Source organism: Cohnella candidum (genome assembly GCF_003713065.1).
GTDB classification, from domain to species: Bacteria; Bacillota; Bacilli; order Paenibacillales; family Paenibacillaceae; genus Cohnella; species Cohnella candidum.
In genome coordinates, this window is record NZ_CP033433.1 from 1821259 (window position 1) to 1841127 (window position 19869).

Consider the following 19869-nt stretch of genomic DNA (forward strand, 5'->3'; position numbering starts at 1 on the left):
ACCATTATAGCAAAAAATAAAGGGCAGCGGCACGGATTGCTAGAATCAGCGCCGCGCGATCCCCCACTTCGGGCGGAGGTCGGCGGTCTCGTCCCAGCGGCGTCCTTCGACCACGGCGCCGAACACGAAGTCCACGTCCGAGGCGAATTTCCCGTACCCCGCCGTGCGCCGGATTTCCCCGTAAAAGCGCAAGGCCGCTTCTCTCAGGCGAAAATCCCGGTCCGGGCCGTAAAACGCGTCCCGAAGCGCTTCATCGTCCAAAGGCCGGCGATCGGCCAACTCGCGCGCGTGCTCCGCCGCGATTTTGGCCAGCGAAAGCACGCCGCGCGCCAAACGCCGGGACACCAGCCAGCTGGGCGGAGTCCTGTATTCGAAGCCGCCGTGCGGCTGCTTGCGGAAATCGCCCAGCGCCCCGTACCGCGGCCTTCTCGCCGCGGCGCCGTCCGGCTCGAGCAGCCGTAGCGGCAGCGCCACGGCATTGTCGAGCGCCCGCAGCCGCTCGCCCGTCGGCGCTGCGCCGCTGATATGGATGTGGCCGCCGAGCGGGAGCCCCGGCACCGGCCAGGCGCCGGCCAGCCATGTGAGCGGCTCGCGGCCGAATTTCCGGTTCGCCGCGGCCAACAGCCGGCGGATCGACTCCGTCAGGGCCGCCGGCTCTCCCGCCGGATCCGGGCGCAGCTCGACGAGCGGCCACAGCCGGATGCCTCGCCGCACGACCGAATCGCAGCCGGCGAGCCCCTCCGTCGGCAGGTACCGGGAAGCGGGCACGACTTTGCCGTTCGGCGCGAGCAGCAAGAATTCGGGGTCCGCTCCCAGCAGGACGCTTACGCCGCCGGCCCTCTCTTCCGCTTCCCGCGCCGATTTATCCGCCCGGATACGAGAGGTCCGCTCCGCCCCTTCGCCCGGAGTCGGTCGCATGACGCCGGTAACCGCCTCTATCGAAGGCCGTCCGCTTCCGTCCGCCGAAACTTCCACTTGTCCGAAATCCAGCCCGAGCACGTACAGCGCCTTTACGGCGGCGCGCGCGACGATCCGCCGAAGTCGGTCATCCGGCTCGAAACGCCGGGCTTCCGTGCGCCCGCCCGCCGACGGCCAGATTCGCCGAACGTCGGTTACCTCCAAGTCATACGCGGTGACCGAAAACCTGCGTTTGTCCCCATCGTCCCGCGCGCTGAATGCCGGGATGCCCTCCCGATCCAGCCGCCTCGCGATTTCGCCCGCGGTCAGCCCGTCCTTAACGCCCGCCCGCACGGTCCCTTCCATTGCACCACCCCCGCAGAAAAACACGGGAAGGGCCGTCCCGCCGGCGGTTGTACGCCGAAGCCGAATGACCCTTCCCTTTTTGCATCCCGAACGGAATCCCATTTGCGGCAGGCTCCGCGAAAAATGGGCCGTTCCCGACGTCCCCAAAGGGCATCCGCCCTCGACTTCGCACCCGCTTCGACATAAGCTTAAGTACCGGCCCGGACGGCGGGTTACAGATCGTCTTCCAACAAGTCGGAATCGAGATCCTCGAAATCCCCGTCACCCAGTCCGAAATCATGGTCCTTGTCGTCGTCGTACGCGGTCGGATCCACCAGGACGTTCACTTTGGTTTCCGCCACCATTTCCACCGCGAACTCGCGTTCGACGCGGATGATGACGGTCGATCCGCCGCTGCCGATGGTCGCTTCCACGCAATTGGGCTCCTGGGTGGCTTCCGCGGAGACCTCTTCCGTGGCATGGCGGTGCTTGGGATCCACATACGAAAGCGGCACGAGTTCGACGTAGGAAACCGTCTCCTTCGCCACGTCCGTTTGGGAGTTTTTGTTGTACGAATACCAGATGTTAATATCGTAGGACCCGATGACTTCGATGCCGTCCCCCGATCTTACCGCTTCGTACTGGTGATTGATGAGCCATGCCCCCAGAATGCTGGAAGGATGGTGCGGCGGCTTGACAGTGTGGGTAACCGTCGAATACTTCCGGCCTTTGCCGCAAACCGCTTTCGTGATGATTTCCCTCCGCTGCAGCCGTCTATCCGCAAGCGCCATTCGATAGACCTCCTCCATGCGATCAATTCACTTAAAGTCTATGCAGGACATTCGTCTAGAGTGACAAAAATGTATCCGTGCACGAATCCCTCAAGCTTCATTGTATGATCGCCGGAGCGGAAGAAGACTTCGGCCTTTTGGCGCGTTTGGCGATCGCCAGGCAGCGCCTTAGTTCCCTTGAAAGCTGGAGCAGGGCGGCGCGCGTTTCGAATTCGTCCCGCGTCGCGGGAAGCGCCATGCCGCGGAAGCTGGCTTCAAGCTCGTCCAGCATCCTCTCCGTCTCTCCCTCGTAAAATTCCGATTTCACGTCTTGGGACAGCCGGTCGAACAGCCGGGCGATCATTTCCGCCTGCGGCACCTTGCTGGAAACGAAAGCGACCGACTCCATCATCAGCTTGACCGAGTCCAACTGGTCGCGGCGCATATGGAAATACAGCTGCCAAGGCTCGTCCTGCGGAATGAGCCTGTTTTCGCGTGCTCTTGCGGACGTCTCGATTCCCCGCTCGATCGCGTTGTCCGCCTCGATCAGCTCCGTCCCCGCCCACACGGTCTGCGGGTCGCGCAAATGCCGGGCCAATTGGGCGAAAATGGCCGCCATCGACTCCTCCGTCAGCAGGCGCAGCTCGGAGAGCCTCTTGCTTTCTTTCGGCATATAAGCAAGGTTGAAGACGGTCGCCCAGCCAAGTCCGATCAGCAGCAGCCAAAGCTCTCCGGCGAAAGCCTGGAGGCTCACTTCCTTCTTCGCGAACAGGTGGAACACGATCACCGATCCGGTCACGATGCCGTCCTTCAAGCCGAAACGGCCGAGCAGCGGAAACCCGATCAGGATATAAAGGGATAGGACCCAAATATGGAAACCGATCAGCCGGAACAAGACCATGGCCAGCAGCAGTCCCACCAGCGAAGCCGCGAATCTCGCGAACACGATCCGCAGCCCTCTCCACCTCGTCGTCTCCACGCCCAATATCGCGAGAAGACCGGCGGACAGCGGATTGTCGACCGCGAGCGCCGTCGCCGTCACGATTGCGGCGAGCGCCGCCGCGGCGGTTTTGATCACGCGGAAACCCAAATAACCCCGTATCCGACTTTCCATCGCACACACCCCCATCCGACGTCTTCCAAATCGTAACAATTCCTCCTCCGCCCGTCAAAAAGAAAACCGCCGCTTTTCCCCGGGTACGGAGAGCTGCGGCGGTACGGTTCATTCGGCGATTTTCGCGAGCGACGTTTTCGCTTCGAGTATGCCTCCCAGGCTGGCCCGGTTGGAATCGGACAACGTCTGCAAAGTCGCGGACAGCTGTTCCAACGTCGCGGAAGCCTGTTCGCTCACGGACGCCAAATGGTTGGTGGAATCGCCGATTTTTCCCGACGAATCGTGGATTTCTTCCATGACGGCACTCTGGGAAGAGGTCAGCTCCCGAAGCTGCAGCACCGCGTCCGAAATCGATTTGAACGCTTGGATCGTCAGTCCGGTCATTTCTTCCGTCTGCACCATGCGCTCGGCGGTGGCGCTCATCTTGCCGCGCGTCAGGCCGGTTTGGTCGCGGAACTCCGCGAGCTGGGCGGAGATCTGCTCGGCGGAGCGCGCGGTCATGTCCGCGAGTTTGCGGATTTCGCTGGCCACGACGGCGAAGCCTTTGCCGTGCTCGCCGGCACGGGCGGCTTCGATGCTCGCGTTAAGCGACAGTAAGTTCGTCTGGTTGGCGATCTCCTGAATGGTGTCGCTGAACTTCCCCGTCTCCTCCAGGCGGCCGATCAATTCGGTGAACTCGGAGAGCATCCCTTGCATTTCCGCCTTGAAGCCTTGGTTGAACTCCGACAGCTGATCCATTCTCTTCTCGCCTTCGCCCGATAGCGAGGACGTCTCTTCGGCTTTCGCCAGCAGCGTCTCGTTCGAGCGGGCAACCTTGTCCACCAGGCCGTTCATGCGGGAGATGGACTCGCTGATCGATACGGTGGCGTCCGCCTGAGAGCCGGCGCCGGAGGCGATCTCCTGGAACGCCGTGTTCATCTCGTCGAAAGAAGCGTTATTTTCTTCGCTCGTATTGGCGATGCCGTTCATCACTTCGGTGATCGACGCGACGTTGGCCAAGATGGCTTGCTTTTGCGCGCTTTGCTGCTCGAGCAGCTTCTCCGATTCGCTTCGCGCCTGCATCATGCCTTTCAGCATTTGCCTCGACACGGCATACAGGCAGAAGAACAACATGGAGATGAGTATGTAATAAATGATGTAGGTCGTGACCGTTTCGTCCGGGATTTGCAGCTTGTCTTTCTGTACGAACAGGATCGTGATCAACTGCACGAGACCGACGCCGGTACCGATCAGCAGGAGCGGCAAGTTCATGAAAATCAGGCAGAGCACGAGCAGGTAGTAAATCGTAAACACGTTGTTCAAATTCGGGGTCATAAGGATCGTGCTGAACGTGGAAACAATCGAAACGACGACCGCATAATAGCTCATAGCCGGAATGAATTTGCGCAAGTAGAAAATTCCCGCGAAAATCAACATCGTAACGGGCTGATAAATCAGGACGAGCAGCGAACCCGCTTCCATCTTCTCCGTCGTCATCGTCGCCATGCTCGCCACGATCAGCAGCGTGGTTATGGCCATCGCGATCAGAACGACGAAATTCCTGCGATGGAGATCTTGCTCTTTCGGTGTTAGCGATGCATAAGGCCTTCTCTTGAAAAACGATGTGCTTTCTTGCTGTGTTTGACCAGTCATCGATGCATCCCCATTCTTGTTGTCTTTAGTGATCTACCGTAATATTCGACACTTTCCAACATTCCCCTTCTATCTTTAGTCCTAAAACGCGACTTTTTTAAGCGGTTTCAGCGCAATCAAAAAAACGCCTGCCGAAGCAGGCGTTTCATCAGAAGGCGCAGCCTTATTTCAATCTGTAGATGTCTTTGTACTTCCGTTCCAGATAATCGCACAGGTAAGAGGATTGAAGCTCTTGCCCGCTGATGTTCCGGATGATCTCGGCCGGCCGCAGCGACTTGCCGTAACGGTAGACCTGTTCCGTCAACCACCCTTTGAGCGGGTGCAGCTGGCCCGCTCCGATCTGCTCGTCGAGGGAAGGCAGCTTGACGCGCGCCACGTCCATGATCTGCGCGGCGTACATATTGCCCAAGGAGTAAGACGGGAAGTAACCGAACGCCCCGCCCGACCAATGCACGTCCTGCAGCACGCCTTGGGAGTCGTTCGGCGGCACGACGCCGAGCGCTTCCTTGTATTTGGCATTCCAAACTTCCGGCAGGTCTCGGGCGGACAGCCCTTCGTTGAATAGCATCTTCTCGATCTCATAGCGGATCATGATATGGAGATTATAGGTCAATTCGTCCGCTTCGATGCGGATCAAGGAAGGCTCCACCACGTTGATGGCCCGGTAGAACGCTTCAGCGGATACGTTCTCGAACTTGCCGGGAAAATGCTTCTTCAGTTCGGGGAAGTACCGATGCCAAAACTCGCGGCTGCGCCCGACCATGTTCTCCCACAGGCGCGACTGCGACTCGTGGATGCCGTTCGAGGTTCCGGTGCACAGCGGCGTGCCGTACAGCTCGGGATCGAGATTTTGCTCGTAAAGCGCGTGGCCGCCTTCATGGATCGTACCGAACAGCGCGCTCATGATATCGTCCGGCAAGTACCGGGTGGTGATGCGTACGTCGCCCGGATTGAGACCGGTCATGAACGGATGGACGCTTTCGTCGAGACGGCCGGCATCGAAATCGTAGCCCATCTCGTTCAGTATGAACTTGCTGAACGCTTTCTGCGCTTCCTTATCGAACGTCCCGACCAGGAACGAGGTGTCCGGCCGGTCGCCCTCTCTCGAGATCGCTTCCGCGAGCGGAACGAGACGGGTGCGGAGCTCCCCGAACAATCGGTCCAAGTCTGCGGTGAACATGCCCGGCTCGTAGAGGTCGAGCAGCGTATCGTAAGGCGTGTCTTTCGCGCCCCAAAGCTCGATGAAGCGGCGGTTATAACCGATGATTTTTTCCAAATAAGGAACGAAGCCCTGGAAATCGTTGTCCGCTTTCGCTCCCTCCCACGCGGATTCGGATTGGGAGGTCAGGACGACGTACTCGCGGTACAGTTCAGTCGGCAGCTTGCGGTTTCTTTCGTATTCCTTCTGCGTTTCTTCGACGAGTCTGCGGTCGACCCTGCCGAGCCCGTTCAGCGTGTCGGGCTGCGTCAGCTGCGCCAGCAGCTCGCCCATCTCGTCCGAAGTCGAAAGGCGGAACGATTCGGAGGCCAAATCGCCGTAAGCCTCGGAGCGAAGGTCGATGCCCTTGCGGGGCGCCCCGGTTCTCATGTCCCAGAAGGCGACGCCGAGAATTTCCTCGTAATGCTTGATTTTTCCGGTCAAATTCCGGAAGCGCTTCAACGCGTCTTGTGCCTGCGTTTGTGGTTCCGTCAAGTGGATCCGCCCTTTCCTTCAACTGGTTCCTCCCCTTGATCATACCTTCCGTAAAATCTATAATCAACTTACTTGACGCGGGAGCGGAAGGACTGCGAAGCCGGGAGGTTATCAACATGAAAATACAATGGAGCGCCGAATCGGTAGAGAAGCTTCGGGAAAAATTCGGACAGGACATACGAGGATTCCGCTTGGTGTACGATACGGAAGGCTGCGGCTGCGCCGTGAACGGCGTGCCGGCGTTATGGGCTTCCGACGGACCCGGACCGGACGACGTCGCGGCGGACAGCGAGCCGCTCACTTTGTGGCACGATCCGAAACACGAAGTGTTTTTCGACGAAGTGCTTCGCGTCGCCTTCTTGCCCGACCGGCAAAGCTTCCGGCTGTCCAGCGACAGCCAGACCTACACGACCCGCTTAGTTTTGGAAGACCATAGACGGTAAATCGCCGCAAGGCGGGAAGCCGCAAAAAGTCAGGAGGAATCCCTATGCGGAAGCTCGACGAAATTTTAAACTTTAATCAAGAGTTCGTGGAAAACAAAGAGTACGAGCAGTACAAGACAACGCGGTTTCCCAACAAGAAGCTCGTCATCGTCACCTGCATGGACACCCGTTTGACCGAGTTGCTGCCGAAAGCGATGAACCTCAAAAACGGCGACGCCAAAATCATCAAAAACGCCGGCGCGATCATCACCGCTCCATTCGGCAACATCATGCGGAGTATCATCGTGGCTCTCTATGAGCTGGACGCCGAAGAAGTCATGATCATCGGCCACCACGAGTGCGGGATGACGGGCATCGATCCCGAAGGCGTCGTGAGCAAAATGGTCGGACACGGCGTCTCCGAGGACGTCATCCATACGCTGCGGCATTCCGGCGTCAACTTCACCCGCTGGCTCCAAGGCTTCGACAGCGTGCGGGAAAGCGTCGAGAACAGCGTGGACATCGTCCGCAACCATCCGCTGCTTCCTCCCGGCACGCCGGTACACGGCTTGATCATCCACCCGGAAACGGGAAAACTCGATCTCGTCGTCGACGGGTTTCAGCACCTGAACGAAACTGCCCGCGTATAAAGTGCAAAAAGCGAAAAGGAGTGAACCCTCGGGTTCACTCCTTTTCTTTGGCCTGCCGTTTGCGCTCCGCGGACAGCCGGCGGGCCTCCACGACGTGCGTGCGGTCTCGCGTCAAGTGGCGGTTCACGATATCGGGACCGAGTCGGTCCAAAGGCGTCCCCCACTCCCACCCTTGTTCCAGGCAAGCCTGTTGGCTGAGCTGGAGCAGCCACGGATCGGCGATCGGAAACTCGAAATCCGTATACGAAGGCGGTTGCTCGGCGTTCCATGCGGACGCCGTTTTTCGCAGCCGTTCTTTCAGCTCCGCTCCGTTCATGCCGAGCTCCTCCATCCGCACGGGATCGGCTTCGGCCGCGGCTTTGGCCATCATTTTGCGGGCTCCGGCCCAGTTTCCCCGTCGGGCATGATAGCAGGCTACGGCGATGCGGATGAAAACCAGCCAGCAGCCTTCATAGCGGGAGCCGGTTTGTTCCTTCCAATATTCTTCCATGATTTCATGGCACTCGAAGAAATCGCGTGAGCCGTAATACTCGGCTAAATACGCCAGATAAGACTCGGGATAATGGTCGATACTGTTCATGAATTCCAAAGCTCCTCGGAAGTCGGTTGCCGTTCGTATTCAGCATAACGCAAATCCGCCGCACCGGCATCCCGAAATTTCGATGAAACCTGATCGAGGGACGTCCGTATTACCGGGTAGATCCAATCACATTACCTTCCTACAGGGGGAACAACGTTCATGTGGAAAAAAGCTTTGCTCCTATTCAGTCTGTTCACGTTCACGCTGGCGGTGACCGCGCCGCTGTATCATACGGCGGATGCCAAACCCCGTTCGTTCCGCTCCGGGACGAAGTCGTTCACGAAGACGCCTTCCAAATCCCAGAGCTCGGTCAATAGCGGCACCACGTCCAAAACCGGTACGACAAGCGCCGCGGCTTCGACGGCGAATCGCGGCTTTTTCAGCGGCGGCAGTTTCCTGAAAGGCATGATGATCGGCGGCCTCGCCGGCATGCTCTTCGGCGGCATGTTCGGCGGCATGGGCTTCATGGGCAACATTTTCGGCTTCATGGTCAACCTGATCGCGATCGTCGTCCTGTTCGCCATCATCCGGGCCGTGTTCGACGCGCTGCGCAGGCGCCGCAATCCGCCGAACCGTACGGACTATCCGAACGAGCGCCGCTGGTAATGTCCGATGACCAGACTTTCCATGGATGAAATCGTCAACGCCGTCTGCCTTAACCTCGCCGATCGGCAGCAGGTGCCGGTCGAGTCGATCCAAGTGGAGCTTCTCTACGACGAAGACACCGGCTTTTCCGCCGAGGTATGGGTACAAGGAAGAAGCCGCTATCTGATCGAAGCGAACTTGAAAGAAGCGATCGTGCGCTATATGGAAACCGAATATGGCCAGCGCGTCTTCCCTTCCCAAATTACGCTCGACGTGGAGGATGAGATTTGGGCGGATATCTCTCATTAATGCAACACGAACGCAAAACGTCGACTCCCAATGGGGTCGACGTTTTTTCATGGTTCACAAGTATCGTGCGATCAACCGAACCAGTTTCGCCGGAAAACCGTCAAGGTCCGCGATATCCAGAAATCTTTCGCCTCCGTAAATCGATTGGATAACCTCCCTATCCTGCCCGATGGCGGCAGCAAGAAACGTGACACCTTTCCTTTCATAATCGGCGATCGTGCGTTTCAAGTCTTCGTTTGCGTAGTTGCCGGTATAATCCGGCATCGCTTTGGGCTGCCCGTCGCTGATGCTGATGAGCAGCTTCGTGTGCTGCGGCGAAGCCGATAACCGGTCCGCCAGGATTCGAAGCGCCATTCCGTCCCGGTTGTTGCTTCTCGCGCGGATCCCCATCAATCGGAATCGATCGTTGGCATCCATACGCTCGCAGTCGGTATAGGCGTAAATAGACATTTGCTCCAAAGGGGAGACGTCCGCCGTGTCCCCGTAGATCAGGATCGGAATATGGCACATTCGGCAAAACTCGTAGACCGCGATGACGGCGCGTTTGGCCGCCTCCAATCTCCCGAAAGCCGCCATGGAGGCCATTCGTCTACTCTCAGGCCGACCGCTAGGGAGGGCGACTCCGTCGGCGGCCGTTTCTTAGTGAAATACCGCAAGTCTCGGTTGACCACGCTGTCCGCTTGAAATTTGCTTCCGCAATATTGATTTCTCGTAAATTCCGACGAAATTTCATGCTCCAACAGCGGCAACGTCTTTCTGGCAATTTCCCGCACGACGGTCATTAAATCACGGCTCAGGCGATCGTATTCCCGCTCATGTTCGGCATCGAAATCCGGACGATGAACGACGAGTTTAACGCCTTTGTGGATGGAATCGGACACCAAGGATCGCGCGTCCCAATTCAGCTTTTTGCGGAACTCCCGCTCTTCGCGTTTGGCTTCCTCCGGCACGGTTTCCGGATTCGCCTGATGGTATTTGGCCGTGCCGTACTCTCCAGAATCCGAACTCTCCATTTTCGTGGAATCGTCCATGACGTTGGAAGAGCTTTCGTCACTCTCCGCCGATTTCTTCAGAACGATGCCGGGATGTTCGGCCGGGTCGGTCGGTTCAACGTCGGGCTCGTCGATTTGCCCCCATGTTTTGAGTTCTACCGCATCAAAAATCCGTTTTTTTTTAGCGTTTCCGCCTCTACGTCATCCAAGCCTGCGAACAATCCGTGTTTTTGCAGCGCTTCTTCCAATATTTTGATTTCGTCCGGATCGGTCGTGATTTTGTAGATGACCTTATGGTAGAGGGATTCCTTGGCGGAAGCTCCTGCCGATACCGCGTCGGTCCAGTAGAAAAACGAACGCATGCCCGCCACGCCCTTGATCGCGTGCGCACGTGCCGTTTTGTCCAACAGGATGATCATATCCGCTAAAAGATCCAACACTTTGGCGTCCTGATAACCGGTTTTGGCGATCGCGCGTTCGATCATCGTTTCTTTGGCCGGCAGGTCCATCTTCTCCGTATGCTGTACTCTGTCGCGTAACGCCTCATTGAGCGGTCTCGTCCCCGCGTAGCCGCGGTTCGTCGTAATCACCGCAATGAAGTCCGGGTGCCTTCGCACGATTTCCGTCGGAAGGTTGATGCTGCCGTCCGGCTCCAACGCGGAATTGAGGGCCATTAACACCGCCGCATCCCGAATGACGGTCGGCTCCTGGATTTCCAGCAGGTAGCCGTTTTGATAAGCTCTCACGATTTCGGAGGGGTAAAACCGATACTCCACCGCTTCGTCCGCCGATTTTTGCTCCACCTTGTTCACCAATTGCTTCAATTTCAGAGATGCCTGCTCCGGCGTCAACCCAAGCGTTGCCGTCAAGATTTCCGTCGCGCTGCGGAACCCGTCGCTCTCGTATAAAGCTTTCCAAACGATGGCGTCCGCGGGCTCCATTTTCTCCAACCGTTCCGGTGAAATCACCGGCAAAATCGCCCCGATCACATCCGTTTTGTCCATATCCGCAAAGCAGGTCACCTTCGTATAGGGCAATCCGAAGTCCGCGGACAATGCTTTCGCGAGCTGCGTTTTACCGGAGCCCGCGTCGCCTTCCAACAGGATATTGGCGATTTTCATTTCCCCGCGATTCCAGTTGCGTTTAACCTCTCGGCAGATCCGCCATTCTTCCTCGCTTACTTTATGGGACAACGGTTTTGTCCAAACCAGCTTTTTTTCTTGCTCCGTTAACTGTCTTCCGGAAGACAGCCGGTACTCTTCCCATTCATTCATCTCATTCGCCTCTTTAACGCCATTAATAACCCATTTCCTTCAGCAGCCGGGACAATACGCGGAGCCGTTCTCCAATCATTTCTCCGTCGTCGCTCAGCGCTTGGGAGAAAAGCTGAATGTCATGGTCGATCATCGGATTTTCCGTGCAGACGGCTACGGTCATGGCATCTCCTTGCAGCCCGATACGATCGATCGTCGTGTGGTCGGGATCGTACATTTTCGGAAAACGGTACGCATCCTGAAAATATAGATTGCTTCTGCAGATCAAAATCGCGAGGTCCAGCACGCGGTGCATCGGCAGCTCCTCCGACTGTCTGGACCACTTCTCTCCGGTGTGTCTCCATACTTTGGCCGAGATATCGACTTTGCCACGATCGTTCCATTGAGCCAATCCCAAGGATAAGCCCTTAGCATCCGTGTTCCGCGCATAACGGCCGTCCACTTGCTCATAATTTTCGGATACGATCACGGGTTTATGTTTGAGGGTCGTAGGGATATTCATGATTTTCATGCTCCATTCTCGTTTTACTTATTTACTAATTTACTAAACTACTAATTGCAATATCATATTAACCATCCGTTCGCCATCCGTCAACCCGGTTAAAAAGCGGAAAGCAAATAGGGGGATACCCCGCGGGCTGAAGCTCGCGAGATATCCCCATTGTTCTCCTTGTATGTCAGCAGATTTATTGGAGTTTTCCTTCATTCAGCAGTCGAATGGCTTTGTCGATTCGTTTTTGGCGTGTATCAGCCGTCTTGGCGTCCTCAATCGGAAGCACGAAACGTCTTTTGTTGCTGTTAGACAACCCGTTGAAGAAGCGTTCGGCATTTTCCTCACGATGAAGCGCGTCTGAAAAGTCGTCCGGCAAGGTAAGCTCGCGCGGTTCGGTATCGAGCTCGAGCTGCACTTTAACCTTTTCGCCCGCGGCGATACCCGCCGCGGCACGATGTTCGGCGCTGACGGGAATCAGATAACGGCCTCCCATCACGCCGATCGTCGTACGATAAGCATATTCGCCGATCGTGACGCGAACCGCAGGTTTTTTGGATGTCCCCAGCGCAGCCATAACTTCTTGCGGCACTTCGATCCCCGTTGCGGTTTTACCGTGCAATTCCAAGACAGCTTCGAATTTCATTTTGCCAGCCTCCCTATTTCAGGATCACGCCTGCATCTGCTCCATTCATGAATTCCCGACGAACGGCCGAAATCCTTCCGCTGCCCGCTCGGCGAATTGATCAGGGAGATGGCTGCATGATAAAATGGGCCTGTACTTTGGTAAAAAAAGGAGAGTGTTCGCATGGCCGTCGAAGCTTATCTGAACTTCCAAGGAAATTGCCGGGAAGCCGTGGAGTACTACGCGAAGGTATTCGGAACCGAACCGAATATCATGACGTTCGGGGATGCCCCTTCCGATCCGAACCATCCGCTGCCGGAAGAAGCGAAGAATTTGGTGATTCACGCGCGGCTTTCCGTCGCGGGAAGCAATCTGATGTTCTCTGACACGTTCCCGGGCATGACGTTCACGATCGGCAACAACATCAGCCTTTCGGTCAGCAGCAAAGACAAGGACGAGCTCGTCTCCTGGTTCAACCAGCTGAAGGAAGGCGGCAAAGTCGGCATGGAAATCCAAGAAACGTTCTGGAGCAAGTGCTACGGCAATTTGACGGATAAATTCGGCGTCGGCTGGCAATTCAACCTCGACAGCGGCGAATTTCAAATGTAAATCATATTTAATGGCATTAAAAAAGAGGGATGCGGCAACCTTCGTTGCGGTATCCCTCTTTTTGCGTCATTTCGGCGAAGAATGATGCAGACGTTCCAGCGCCATCAGTACGGCGCCGCCGGCGGCATCCTTCTTGGCCGGGAAAACGTTCATCTCCGGATAAAGGTTCGAGAGCGCCTCCAGGAAAGCGGATTGCACATAAGGATTGCCCAGCAGCACGCTGCCCGCGATCGCGAGATTTCCGCGCTGCAAGGACAGCCTTTCCGCCGCGGGCGCGACCAATTCCGCGAGGGAGGCCGCGTTTTTTCGCGCGATGCCCAGTGCCGCCGCGTCGCCCATCTTACAAGCCTCCGTCAACAATGGCGCGAGCGCCGCGATCTCTTTCTTGCCCGTCTTGGGATCGTAGACGAAACCGATGACCTGGCGGACTTTGTCCATCCCCAGCTGAGCATAAACCAATTCGGTGATGGGCGTCGGAGGGATCCGACCGTCGCCCGCCCGCACCAGCGCCGATAATAAGTCGCGCCCGATGCTGTAGCCGCTGCCTTCGTCGTCGATCAGATAGCCGAAGCCGCCGGTCCGATGCGTTTCCCCTGCCGCGTTGCGTCCATGGCAGATCGAGCCGGTTCCCGCGATCAGGATCATGCCGAAGCCGCCGTCCAACGCGCCTACGAGTGCGGTTTCATGGTCGCCCGTTATCGTCAAAGCCCCCTCATAACCGCAGGCCCGAACGCTTGTCTCCAGCCTCGACGCGACCGTCGGATTGCTGATGCCCGCGGCGCCGATGCAAACATGCGCGCACCGTTCCAAGCCTCCGATCGCGCCGGCGATGTTTTCGAAGACGTTGCGGATCGTCCGCCGGATCGTCTCCTCGTCTTGGCCGTTATAGTTCAGCGAGCCCAGCGTTAATTCGTGGACGACGTTCCCTTGCTCGTCCGCCACCTTCACGGCGGTCTTCGTCCCGCCTCCGTCCAAGCCGGCTACGAATCTCATGCTTCGATCCCTTCCTTATTAAGCTTCCGCTTACCGATATAAATGGTATGGCCGTTTCCGATCGGCGAACGCCCGGCTTTCTTCGCGGAAAGCTTCGAGCATCGCCGGCACGTCCGACGACTCCGACCGTCTGTAAACGTTGTCGCCGCCCAGCAAGTCGATGAAAGGCCGGGAGCCTTCCTTCACCGGGGGCAAGAAGGCGAACGGTTCGTGCAGATCTTTAATGGCATAAAGTAAAGTGACTCCCGTCTCTACGGGACGAACGGCGCGGATATCCGTGACGTAAATTTGCACGCCTGCGCAAACTTCGCCCTGGAACTTGGAGAACGTCGGTTTGAAGTAAACCGGGCGGAACGTCACCCCCGGCAGCCGTTTGCGGTTCATTTCCTCCGCCAGTCTATCCGCCCGGATGAACGGAGCACCGATCATCTCGAATGGGAACGTCGTGCCTCGGCCTTCCGAAAGGTTGGTTCCCTCGAACAGGCAAGTTCCGGGATACAGCAGCGCCGTTTCGAACCGCGGAATGCCCATCGAAGGATGAACCCACAAACGGCCTGTTCCCGGGAACAGCATGCCTCGTTCCCATCCTTCGCAGCGGATCACGTGCAGCTCGGCGTTCCAGTTCATTTCGTCGTTCGCCATCATGGCCACTTCGCCGGCCGTAAGGCCGTATCGCACTGCCAGCGGGTAATTCCCGACGAAAGATTGATAACCCGGCTTCAGCACGTTGCCTTCGACGGTCACGCCGTCCAGCGGATTGGCGCGATCGAGCACGACGAACGGTTTTCCGGCTTTCGCGCAATCCTCCAAAGCATACAGCATCGTATAGATGAACGTATAGTAGCGCACGCCGACGTCTTGGATATCGTAGACGACCATATCCACTTGCTCCAGCATTTCGCTGGTCAGCCGTTTCGAGTCTTTCCGGTACAAGCTGTACACCGGCACGCCGGTAATCGGGTCGCCGTACGTTTCGACGAGCCCACCCGCTTCCTGGTCGCCGCGGACGCCGTGTTCGGGCGAGAACATCGCAGCCAGGTGAAATCGTTCGTGCAGCACTTCGATCGTGGACCGGAAATCGCGCGTCAGCCCCGTCGGCGAAGTAATGAGGCCAATCCTCTTCCCCTGAAAAAGCGACGCGTGCCGATCGAGATTGTCGACTCCGTTCAGAACCATAACGAAGTCTGGCGGAGACGCATCGTCTCTTCCGGGATCATGAAGGTTTCGGCATACTGCTTGCGGGCCTCGATGCCGCGGACCCGGGCCAAATGTTTATAGTACTCGAGGTACGGGAACGATTTGCTGCCGGTGACGAACCAATGCTGCGATACGGCGCGAACCCACAGGTCGAACGCTTCCTGGTCGAAGTCCACGTAGACGTACGGGCGGTAATCGACGGCGTCCTCCCAATTTTCCGCGTAGTACAGCTTGGACGCGAAATATGCGGGCAGCTCCCTCTGGAAGGAAGCCAAACCCGCGAAAAAGCGGGCGTCGTTGACGATCCGATGGGTCGTCATGTGATCCTTGTGCATGCTGTTCTTCCAATGCGTGATCAGGACGTCGGCTTTCACGCGGCGGATGACGTCGGCGACGCGGAAGCGGATGTCCTGGTCGTCCGGCAGCTCGCCGTCCGCGTTGTCGTCGAACACGATCGCTTCTCCGCCGAGCATCTCGGCGAAGGCATGCGCCTCGCGGATTTTTTGCGCCTTATATTCCCCCATGTCCTGTCCGGCCGGAACGCCGCGTTCGCCTGGCGTCAGTGCCAGCGTTACGATGCGGTCCCCCTTCAGGGAATGGCTGGCCAACACGCCGCCCGCGGTCAATTCGGCGTCGCCTACGTGTCCGCCGATCGCCAATATCGTCAGTTTCTTGTCGCTCATAGTTAAAACTCCTTTCGCATGATGGCGAATTTTTTGACGGTTCGGAAGCACGCTTTCTCGTAAATTTTGATCGCCGGGTTCGTGCTTCCCGTATATAAGGACATGTATTCGGTTCCGATATTCCGGAAGGCTTCGCACAGCTTGAAGAAAAGGATGCTGCCGAGGCCGTGGCCTTCGTGCTCGGGCCGGACGCCGATCCCGGCGAAATAGCCCCTGCCGCTCTCCTGGCGGATGACGGGTCCGGCAAAGCCGACCGCCTCGCCGCGGAAGTCCGCCATCACCACGGGGATGCCGGCGGCCACGCTCTGAGAGATTTCCCTCGACCAGAGAGGATTGCCGAGCGCGTCAAGCATCGGCTCCACGCCGCGGACCCGCTCCGGATCATGCAACGCCACCGTATATCCCTCAGACCGCGCTTTACCTTCTTTGACGCGGATCTCTTCGGGAATAGCGAAGCCGTCCAAAGGCAAATACATGGCGTGCTGCGTCGCCCGCTGCGCATAACCCCGGTTCAACAGTACCCGGTGAAGCTCACTGCCTTCCGGCACGCCGGGGGCGTTGTTGTGTTCGTGCTTCGGCGTGCCCGGTATGTACCAAGGCAGCATCATCGGGTTAAAGAAAAGGACCTCCGCCTGCTTCTTCCCCAGTTCCCGGAAACGCGCCTCGATCGCGTCCAGCAGGATCGCGTAATTTTCTTCGGTTCCGGCCTCACCCTCGAGAAAGGCGCACGTGACGTATCCCGCGTCTGCCCCGAGCGGCAGGTCGTCTCCCGAGCAGCCGCAGGCGAAGCCTTGCACGGGTCCGCCTTCCCCGTCCGTCCATACGAACGTATTGGCGGAATCAAAATAAGGGCTGGATAAAAAGACGCGGCGAAAGCTTTCTTCCGTCATCTCTTTATAGCCCTCTCGCACGGCTTCCCGGTTCCACAGTTCAATTACATCGCCCAGGTAATCGTCTTTCCAAGTCGACAACATAGCTGCGTCACCTCCGCCGGTATTCGCGTCAGTATGAAATTTTACCGAGAACCGCCTGCCGCCGCGCTCCCGTGGCCGAAGGAAGATTGTTCGGGACGCCGGACATCGTGCAATCGGCCAGCAAAGCGAATGCCACCGCCTCCTTGGCGTCGCTGTTGCCTCCCGTTTCTTCCTGCGTCAACACTTGCACGCCGTGCGGCTCCATCTCTTGCTTCAAAAAGCTCATCAAAATCGGATTGTAACTGCCGCCCCCGCCTACGATCATGGCGTCCGCGGCTTGCCGGTTCCGGATGAAGCGGACGTACGCGTCTCCGATGGACCATGCCGTCAGTCGAGTGACCGTGGCAACCAGATCTTCCGCAGACAGGCCAGACTCGTTCCGATAACGGAGCAACTCTTCCACGTAAGCGGATCCGAACCGTTCACGGCCCGTCGACTTGGGAAGCGGCAACGCGTAGTACGCGTCTTGCCGCAGGCGTTCGAACAGCGTATCATCCACGGTGCCTTTGGCGGCAATCGCCCCGCCGGCATCCATCGACATTGCGCCGTCCGTAAGCCGAGACACGACCCCGTCGATCAACATGTTGCCGGGTCCGGTGTCGAACGCATAGACGTCCTCGGGTACGCATCCGGCGGGGATGACCGTCACGTTGCCGATGCCTCCGATGTTCTGCAGCAGCAGCGTCCTCGCCGTTTCCCGATAAAGCAAATATTCGGTAAACGGAACTAAAGGCGCCCCTTGCCCTCCGGCCGCGATATCGGCGACGCGGAAATCGGAGACGCAAGGAATGCCCGTCTCGGCCGCGATGACGGCCCCTTCCCCAATCTGGACCGTATACCGATCTTCCGGGGCATGGTAGATCGTCTGGCCGTGCGAGCCGATCAACGAGACGTCAACCGGCGCGAGCCCGCCCTGCCCGATCACGGACAACGCGGCGTCCGCGTAAAGCTTGCCGAGCGTCACGTTCATCCGTCCGATCCGGTCTACTGTCGCGTAAGACGGTTCGAACAGCTTAAAGATCTCCTGCCGGACGTCCGGCGGAAACGGCGTGTTTACGAACGCGATCAGCTTCACGCCGTCCGGGGCGCCGGGCTTCCCGACGATCTCGACCAAAGCCGCATCGATCCCGTCCACGGACGTACCCGACATCAACCCTACGGCATATCGGCTGCCCTCCCGGCGTACGTTCGCGGTCCCCATTTCAACCTTTGACCGCGCCGACGGTGACGCCTTCGAGGAAGTACTTTTGCAAGCTGAAGAACAGAATGAACATCGGCAAGGCCGATACGGTCGCTCCCGCCATCATCGGCGAGAAATACGTCGTGTTGGCGAAGCGGAAATTTTTCAAACCGACCTGGATCGTTTGCATGTCCATCGTGTTGGTCACGAGGAACGGCCAGAAGAACGTATTCCAGCTGTCCATAAACGTCAGGATGGCCATGACCGCCATGACCGTTTTGGACAGGGGCATGATGATCTTCCAATAAATCTGGAATTGGTTCGCCCCTTCCACCTTGGCGCTTTCCAGAATCTCGTTCGGAATGGAGCTCATGAACTGCTTCGCCAAAAAGATGTTGTACACGGTCACGAGACCCGGCAGGATGAGCGCGCCGTACGTATTCTGGATGTCGAAAATGTTGACGATCAGGATGTAGAGGGGCACCTGCGTCACTTGGTACGGAATCATCATGGCGACGAGAAGCATCGTGAACAGAAGGGAACGGCCTTTAAAACGCAATTTGGAAAACGCGAAGCCGGCCATGGTGGCGAAAATGACGTTGAACACCATGACGCTGCCCGCGACGATGAGCGAGTTCCAGATCCACCGGAAAGAATATTCGCTGTAATCGAAAAAGAACTTGTAAGAAGCGAAAGTGAACTTCGCAGGCCACAGCGAATAGCTCACGGCGCCTGCCTCTACGGGATCGCCGAACGTGGAAATCACCATGAAATAGATCGGGAACAACGTCGCCAAGGCGAACACGAGCAGCAGTGCCATGATGATGCCGTTGCGCAGATTCCTTTTGTACGAACGATTGCCTGCGTGGTTGTTGTAAAGAGCCATAGCCGTGTCTCCCCTCCCCTCAATATTCCACGTCTTTGCCCAGGAACTTAAACTGGATCAAGGAGATGATGGCGATAATGAACGCGAGCACGAGCGATTGTGCCGCGGCTTTGCCGAATTCGAAGTATTTGAAGGCGTTGTCGAAAATGAGCAGGCCGACCATCGTCGTCGCGTGGTCCGGACCGCCGCCGGTCATCAGGTACGCGTTCTGGAACACCTGGAACGATCCGATGACGCCGGTGACGAGCAGGAACAGCGTCGTCGGCTTCAAGCAAGGAATGACGATGTGCCAAAGCTTCTGCCAGAATGTCGCTCCATCGATATCCGCGGCCTCGTAATAGCTCTCGTCGATGCCGAGCAGCGCGGCCAGGTAGATGATGATGCTCGCGCCGTGGCTGGACAGCCAGGACATGATGACGAGCGACAGCATCGAGGTGGCGCTGGAGCCGAGCCAGTTCTGGTTATGCGCCCCGAACAGATGGATCAGTTGGTTGAAAATGCCCGCGGGCAGCGGATCGTAGATCCACAGCCAGACGACCGACAAAGCGACGCCGGAAGCGACGACCGGAAGATAATAGATCGCTTTGAACGCGGTCTGCATCGATTTGCGCAGCGGGAGAATCATGATCGCGATGGCGAAGGACAACACCAGGGCCACCGGAACGGTCAGCACCGTATACACGACGGTATTCCGGATCGCTTTCCAAAAAAGCGCGCTGTGAAACGACGAAACGTAATTGTCGAACCCAACGTAGGTGGAGCCCAGCGGTTTGTATTCCTGAAAACTGACGAGAAACGCCTTCACGACCGGGTATGCCGTGAATAGGGCGTAAATGACCAAGGCGACGGCGATGAAAGCATAACCCCATGCCCCGTCGCCTTTCATTTTGAGCTTCTTTCCTTGCGCTGCTGGCTGTGCCATCTTGCCGGCCTCCTTCCCCCGTTGGTTTGCGTGCTTATAAAGATATC

Annotated in this window: 23 protein-coding genes; 5 read left to right on the forward strand and 18 right to left on the reverse strand. The window is 57.7% G+C overall.

From position 1 onward, the window contains the following. Window positions 1–45: 45 nt before the first annotated feature. The 5 genes from EAV92_RS08570 to EAV92_RS08590 form a co-directional block, all read right to left on the reverse strand. On the reverse strand, window positions 46–1263 hold the full coding sequence (locus EAV92_RS08570; RefSeq protein WP_164472695.1) for a putative amidoligase domain-containing protein: 1218 nt from the start codon (window positions 1261–1263) through the stop codon (window positions 46–48). A 212-nt stretch (window positions 1264–1475) separates the two neighbouring features. Further along, a complete protein-coding gene (locus tag EAV92_RS08575; protein WP_123040683.1) occupies window positions 1476–2033 on the reverse strand; it encodes an outer spore coat protein CotE in 558 nt (185 codons plus the stop codon). Between the two features lie 97 nt (window positions 2034–2130). Further along, window positions 2131–3126: an aromatic acid exporter family protein gene (locus tag EAV92_RS08580; protein ID WP_164472696.1), complete on the reverse strand. Its 996-nt coding sequence runs from the start codon at window positions 3124–3126 to the stop codon at window positions 2131–2133. 108 nt (window positions 3127–3234) lie between these two features. Then, window positions 3235–4758, reverse strand: coding sequence for a methyl-accepting chemotaxis protein (locus tag EAV92_RS08585; RefSeq protein WP_123040685.1), 1524 nt, complete (start codon window positions 4756–4758; stop codon window positions 3235–3237). A gap of 163 nt (window positions 4759–4921) precedes the next feature. Beyond that, complete coding sequence (locus EAV92_RS08590) at window positions 4922–6451, reverse strand: carboxypeptidase M32 (protein ID WP_123040686.1); 1530 nt, start codon at window positions 6449–6451, stop codon at window positions 4922–4924. A gap of 116 nt (window positions 6452–6567) precedes the next feature. Between EAV92_RS08590 and EAV92_RS08595 the strand changes: the two genes are divergently transcribed. Both EAV92_RS08595 and EAV92_RS08600 read left to right on the forward strand, forming a co-directional pair. Continuing rightward, window positions 6568–6894 carry an iron-sulfur cluster biosynthesis family protein gene (locus EAV92_RS08595; RefSeq protein ID WP_123040688.1) on the forward strand — a complete coding sequence of 109 codons (327 nt, stop codon included), beginning with the start codon at window positions 6568–6570 and terminating at the stop codon, window positions 6892–6894. Window positions 6895–6938: 44 nt separating this feature from the next. Then, entirely contained in the window at window positions 6939–7523 is a 585-nt protein-coding gene (locus tag EAV92_RS08600; protein WP_123040690.1) for a beta-class carbonic anhydrase, read from the forward strand. Window positions 7524–7557: 34 nt separating this feature from the next. Here the strand turns inward: EAV92_RS08600 and EAV92_RS08605 are convergent, their stop codons facing one another. Then, a complete protein-coding gene (locus EAV92_RS08605; protein ID WP_123040692.1) occupies window positions 7558–8103 on the reverse strand; it encodes a DUF309 domain-containing protein in 546 nt (181 codons plus the stop codon). Between the two features lie 159 nt (window positions 8104–8262). On the opposite strand from EAV92_RS08605, the gene EAV92_RS08610 reads away from it, so the two are divergent. Further along, window positions 8263–8709 carry a hypothetical protein gene (locus EAV92_RS08610; RefSeq protein WP_206424295.1) on the forward strand — a complete coding sequence of 149 codons (447 nt, stop codon included), beginning with the start codon at window positions 8263–8265 and terminating at the stop codon, window positions 8707–8709. 6 nt (window positions 8710–8715) lie between these two features. Beyond that, window positions 8716–8997: a DUF2653 family protein gene (locus EAV92_RS08615; RefSeq protein WP_123040693.1), complete on the forward strand. Its 282-nt coding sequence runs from the start codon at window positions 8716–8718 to the stop codon at window positions 8995–8997. Window positions 8998–9051: 54 nt separating this feature from the next. On the opposite strand, the gene EAV92_RS24845 is transcribed toward EAV92_RS08615, so the two are convergent. The 5 genes from EAV92_RS24845 to EAV92_RS08635 all read right to left on the reverse strand — a co-directional run bounded on the left by EAV92_RS24845 (window position 9052) and on the right by EAV92_RS08635 (window position 12399). Next, window positions 9052–9507, reverse strand: a complete 456-nt coding sequence (locus tag EAV92_RS24845) for a cobaltochelatase CobT-related protein (RefSeq protein WP_241158483.1) — start codon at window positions 9505–9507, stop codon at window positions 9052–9054. Continuing rightward, window positions 9486–10010: a hypothetical protein gene (locus tag EAV92_RS24850; RefSeq protein ID WP_241158484.1), complete on the reverse strand. Its 525-nt coding sequence runs from the start codon at window positions 10008–10010 to the stop codon at window positions 9486–9488. The genes EAV92_RS24845 and EAV92_RS24850 overlap by 22 nt, the downstream gene beginning before the upstream one ends. A 134-nt stretch (window positions 10011–10144) precedes the next feature. Then, window positions 10145–11263, reverse strand: coding sequence for an AAA family ATPase (locus EAV92_RS08625; RefSeq protein WP_123040694.1), 1119 nt, complete (start codon window positions 11261–11263; stop codon window positions 10145–10147). A 22-nt stretch (window positions 11264–11285) separates the two neighbouring features. Beyond that, window positions 11286–11765, reverse strand: coding sequence for a DUF6530 family protein (locus EAV92_RS08630; RefSeq protein WP_123043640.1), 480 nt, complete (start codon window positions 11763–11765; stop codon window positions 11286–11288). A gap of 184 nt (window positions 11766–11949) precedes the next feature. Continuing rightward, window positions 11950–12399, reverse strand: coding sequence for a YdeI/OmpD-associated family protein (locus EAV92_RS08635; RefSeq protein WP_123040696.1), 450 nt, complete (start codon window positions 12397–12399; stop codon window positions 11950–11952). 162 nt (window positions 12400–12561) lie between these two features. On the opposite strand from EAV92_RS08635, the gene EAV92_RS08640 reads away from it, so the two are divergent. After that, window positions 12562–12987: a VOC family protein gene (locus EAV92_RS08640; protein ID WP_123040698.1), complete on the forward strand. Its 426-nt coding sequence runs from the start codon at window positions 12562–12564 to the stop codon at window positions 12985–12987. Between the two features lie 66 nt (window positions 12988–13053). Here EAV92_RS08640 and EAV92_RS08645 read toward each other — a convergent pair whose 3' ends face one another. From EAV92_RS08645 to EAV92_RS08675, 7 genes are read right to left on the reverse strand one after another with little or no spacing between them, the layout of a single operon-like run. Beyond that, a complete protein-coding gene (locus tag EAV92_RS08645) occupies window positions 13054–13980 on the reverse strand; it encodes an N-acetylglucosamine kinase (protein WP_123040699.1) in 927 nt (308 codons plus the stop codon). A gap of 30 nt (window positions 13981–14010) precedes the next feature. Next, window positions 14011–15156: an exo-beta-N-acetylmuramidase NamZ family protein gene (locus EAV92_RS08650; RefSeq protein ID WP_123040700.1), complete on the reverse strand. Its 1146-nt coding sequence runs from the start codon at window positions 15154–15156 to the stop codon at window positions 14011–14013. Further along, window positions 15147–15860, reverse strand: coding sequence for a PIG-L deacetylase family protein (locus EAV92_RS08655; protein WP_123040702.1), 714 nt, complete (start codon window positions 15858–15860; stop codon window positions 15147–15149). Before EAV92_RS08655 ends, EAV92_RS08650 begins: the two co-directional genes overlap by 10 nt. Window positions 15861–15862: 2 nt before the next feature. After that, window positions 15863–16834 (reverse strand): GNAT family N-acetyltransferase, encoded by a 972-nt coding sequence (locus EAV92_RS08660; RefSeq protein ID WP_123040703.1) that lies wholly within the window; start codon window positions 16832–16834, stop codon window positions 15863–15865. 28 nt (window positions 16835–16862) lie between these two features. Further along, the gene (locus EAV92_RS08665; RefSeq protein WP_123040704.1) at window positions 16863–18035 is read right to left on the reverse strand and encodes an anhydro-N-acetylmuramic acid kinase; all 1173 of its coding nucleotides are present in this window, start codon (window positions 18033–18035) and stop codon (window positions 16863–16865) included. 1 nt (window position 18036) lies between these two features. Further along, entirely contained in the window at window positions 18037–18900 is an 864-nt protein-coding gene (locus tag EAV92_RS08670; RefSeq protein WP_123040706.1) for a carbohydrate ABC transporter permease, read from the reverse strand. 19 nt (window positions 18901–18919) lie between these two features. After that, window positions 18920–19822 (reverse strand): carbohydrate ABC transporter permease, encoded by a 903-nt coding sequence (locus EAV92_RS08675; RefSeq protein ID WP_123040708.1) that lies wholly within the window; start codon window positions 19820–19822, stop codon window positions 18920–18922. Window positions 19823–19869 lie beyond the last annotated feature (47 nt).

Coding starts and splice junctions, on each gene's coding strand:
- EAV92_RS08570 (WP_164472695.1), bottom strand. CDS start 1,263: ATGGAAGGGACCGTGCGGGCGGGCGTTAAGGACGGGCTGACCGCGGGC.
- EAV92_RS08575 (WP_123040683.1), bottom strand. CDS start 2,033: ATGGCGCTTGCGGATAGACGGCTGCAGCGGAGGGAAATCATCACGAAA.
- EAV92_RS08580 (WP_164472696.1), bottom strand. CDS start 3,126: ATGGAAAGTCGGATACGGGGTTATTTGGGTTTCCGCGTGATCAAAACC.
- EAV92_RS08585 (WP_123040685.1), bottom strand. CDS start 4,758: ATGACTGGTCAAACACAGCAAGAAAGCACATCGTTTTTCAAGAGAAGG.
- EAV92_RS08595 (WP_123040688.1), top strand. CDS start 6,568: ATGAAAATACAATGGAGCGCCGAATCGGTAGAGAAGCTTCGGGAAAAA.
- EAV92_RS08600 (WP_123040690.1), top strand. CDS start 6,939: ATGCGGAAGCTCGACGAAATTTTAAACTTTAATCAAGAGTTCGTGGAA.
- EAV92_RS08605 (WP_123040692.1), bottom strand. CDS start 8,103: ATGAACAGTATCGACCATTATCCCGAGTCTTATCTGGCGTATTTAGCC.
- EAV92_RS08610 (WP_206424295.1), top strand. CDS start 8,263: ATGTGGAAAAAAGCTTTGCTCCTATTCAGTCTGTTCACGTTCACGCTG.
- EAV92_RS08615 (WP_123040693.1), top strand. CDS start 8,716: ATGACCAGACTTTCCATGGATGAAATCGTCAACGCCGTCTGCCTTAAC.
- EAV92_RS24845 (WP_241158483.1), bottom strand. CDS start 9,507: ATGTGCCATATTCCGATCCTGATCTACGGGGACACGGCGGACGTCTCC.
- EAV92_RS24850 (WP_241158484.1), bottom strand. CDS start 10,010: ATGGAGAGTTCGGATTCTGGAGAGTACGGCACGGCCAAATACCATCAG.
- EAV92_RS08625 (WP_123040694.1), bottom strand. CDS start 11,263: ATGAATGAATGGGAAGAGTACCGGCTGTCTTCCGGAAGACAGTTAACG.
- EAV92_RS08630 (WP_123043640.1), bottom strand. CDS start 11,765: ATGAATATCCCTACGACCCTCAAACATAAACCCGTGATCGTATCCGAA.
- EAV92_RS08635 (WP_123040696.1), bottom strand. CDS start 12,399: ATGAAATTCGAAGCTGTCTTGGAATTGCACGGTAAAACCGCAACGGGG.
- EAV92_RS08640 (WP_123040698.1), top strand. CDS start 12,562: ATGGCCGTCGAAGCTTATCTGAACTTCCAAGGAAATTGCCGGGAAGCC.
- EAV92_RS08645 (WP_123040699.1), bottom strand. CDS start 13,980: ATGAGATTCGTAGCCGGCTTGGACGGAGGCGGGACGAAGACCGCCGTG.
- EAV92_RS08650 (WP_123040700.1), bottom strand. CDS start 15,156: ATGGTTCTGAACGGAGTCGACAATCTCGATCGGCACGCGTCGCTTTTT.
- EAV92_RS08655 (WP_123040702.1), bottom strand. CDS start 15,860: ATGAGCGACAAGAAACTGACGATATTGGCGATCGGCGGACACGTAGGC.
- EAV92_RS08660 (WP_123040703.1), bottom strand. CDS start 16,834: ATGTTGTCGACTTGGAAAGACGATTACCTGGGCGATGTAATTGAACTG.
- EAV92_RS08665 (WP_123040704.1), bottom strand. CDS start 18,035: ATGGGGACCGCGAACGTACGCCGGGAGGGCAGCCGATATGCCGTAGGG.
- EAV92_RS08670 (WP_123040706.1), bottom strand. CDS start 18,900: ATGGCTCTTTACAACAACCACGCAGGCAATCGTTCGTACAAAAGGAAT.
- EAV92_RS08675 (WP_123040708.1), bottom strand. CDS start 19,822: ATGGCACAGCCAGCAGCGCAAGGAAAGAAGCTCAAAATGAAAGGCGAC.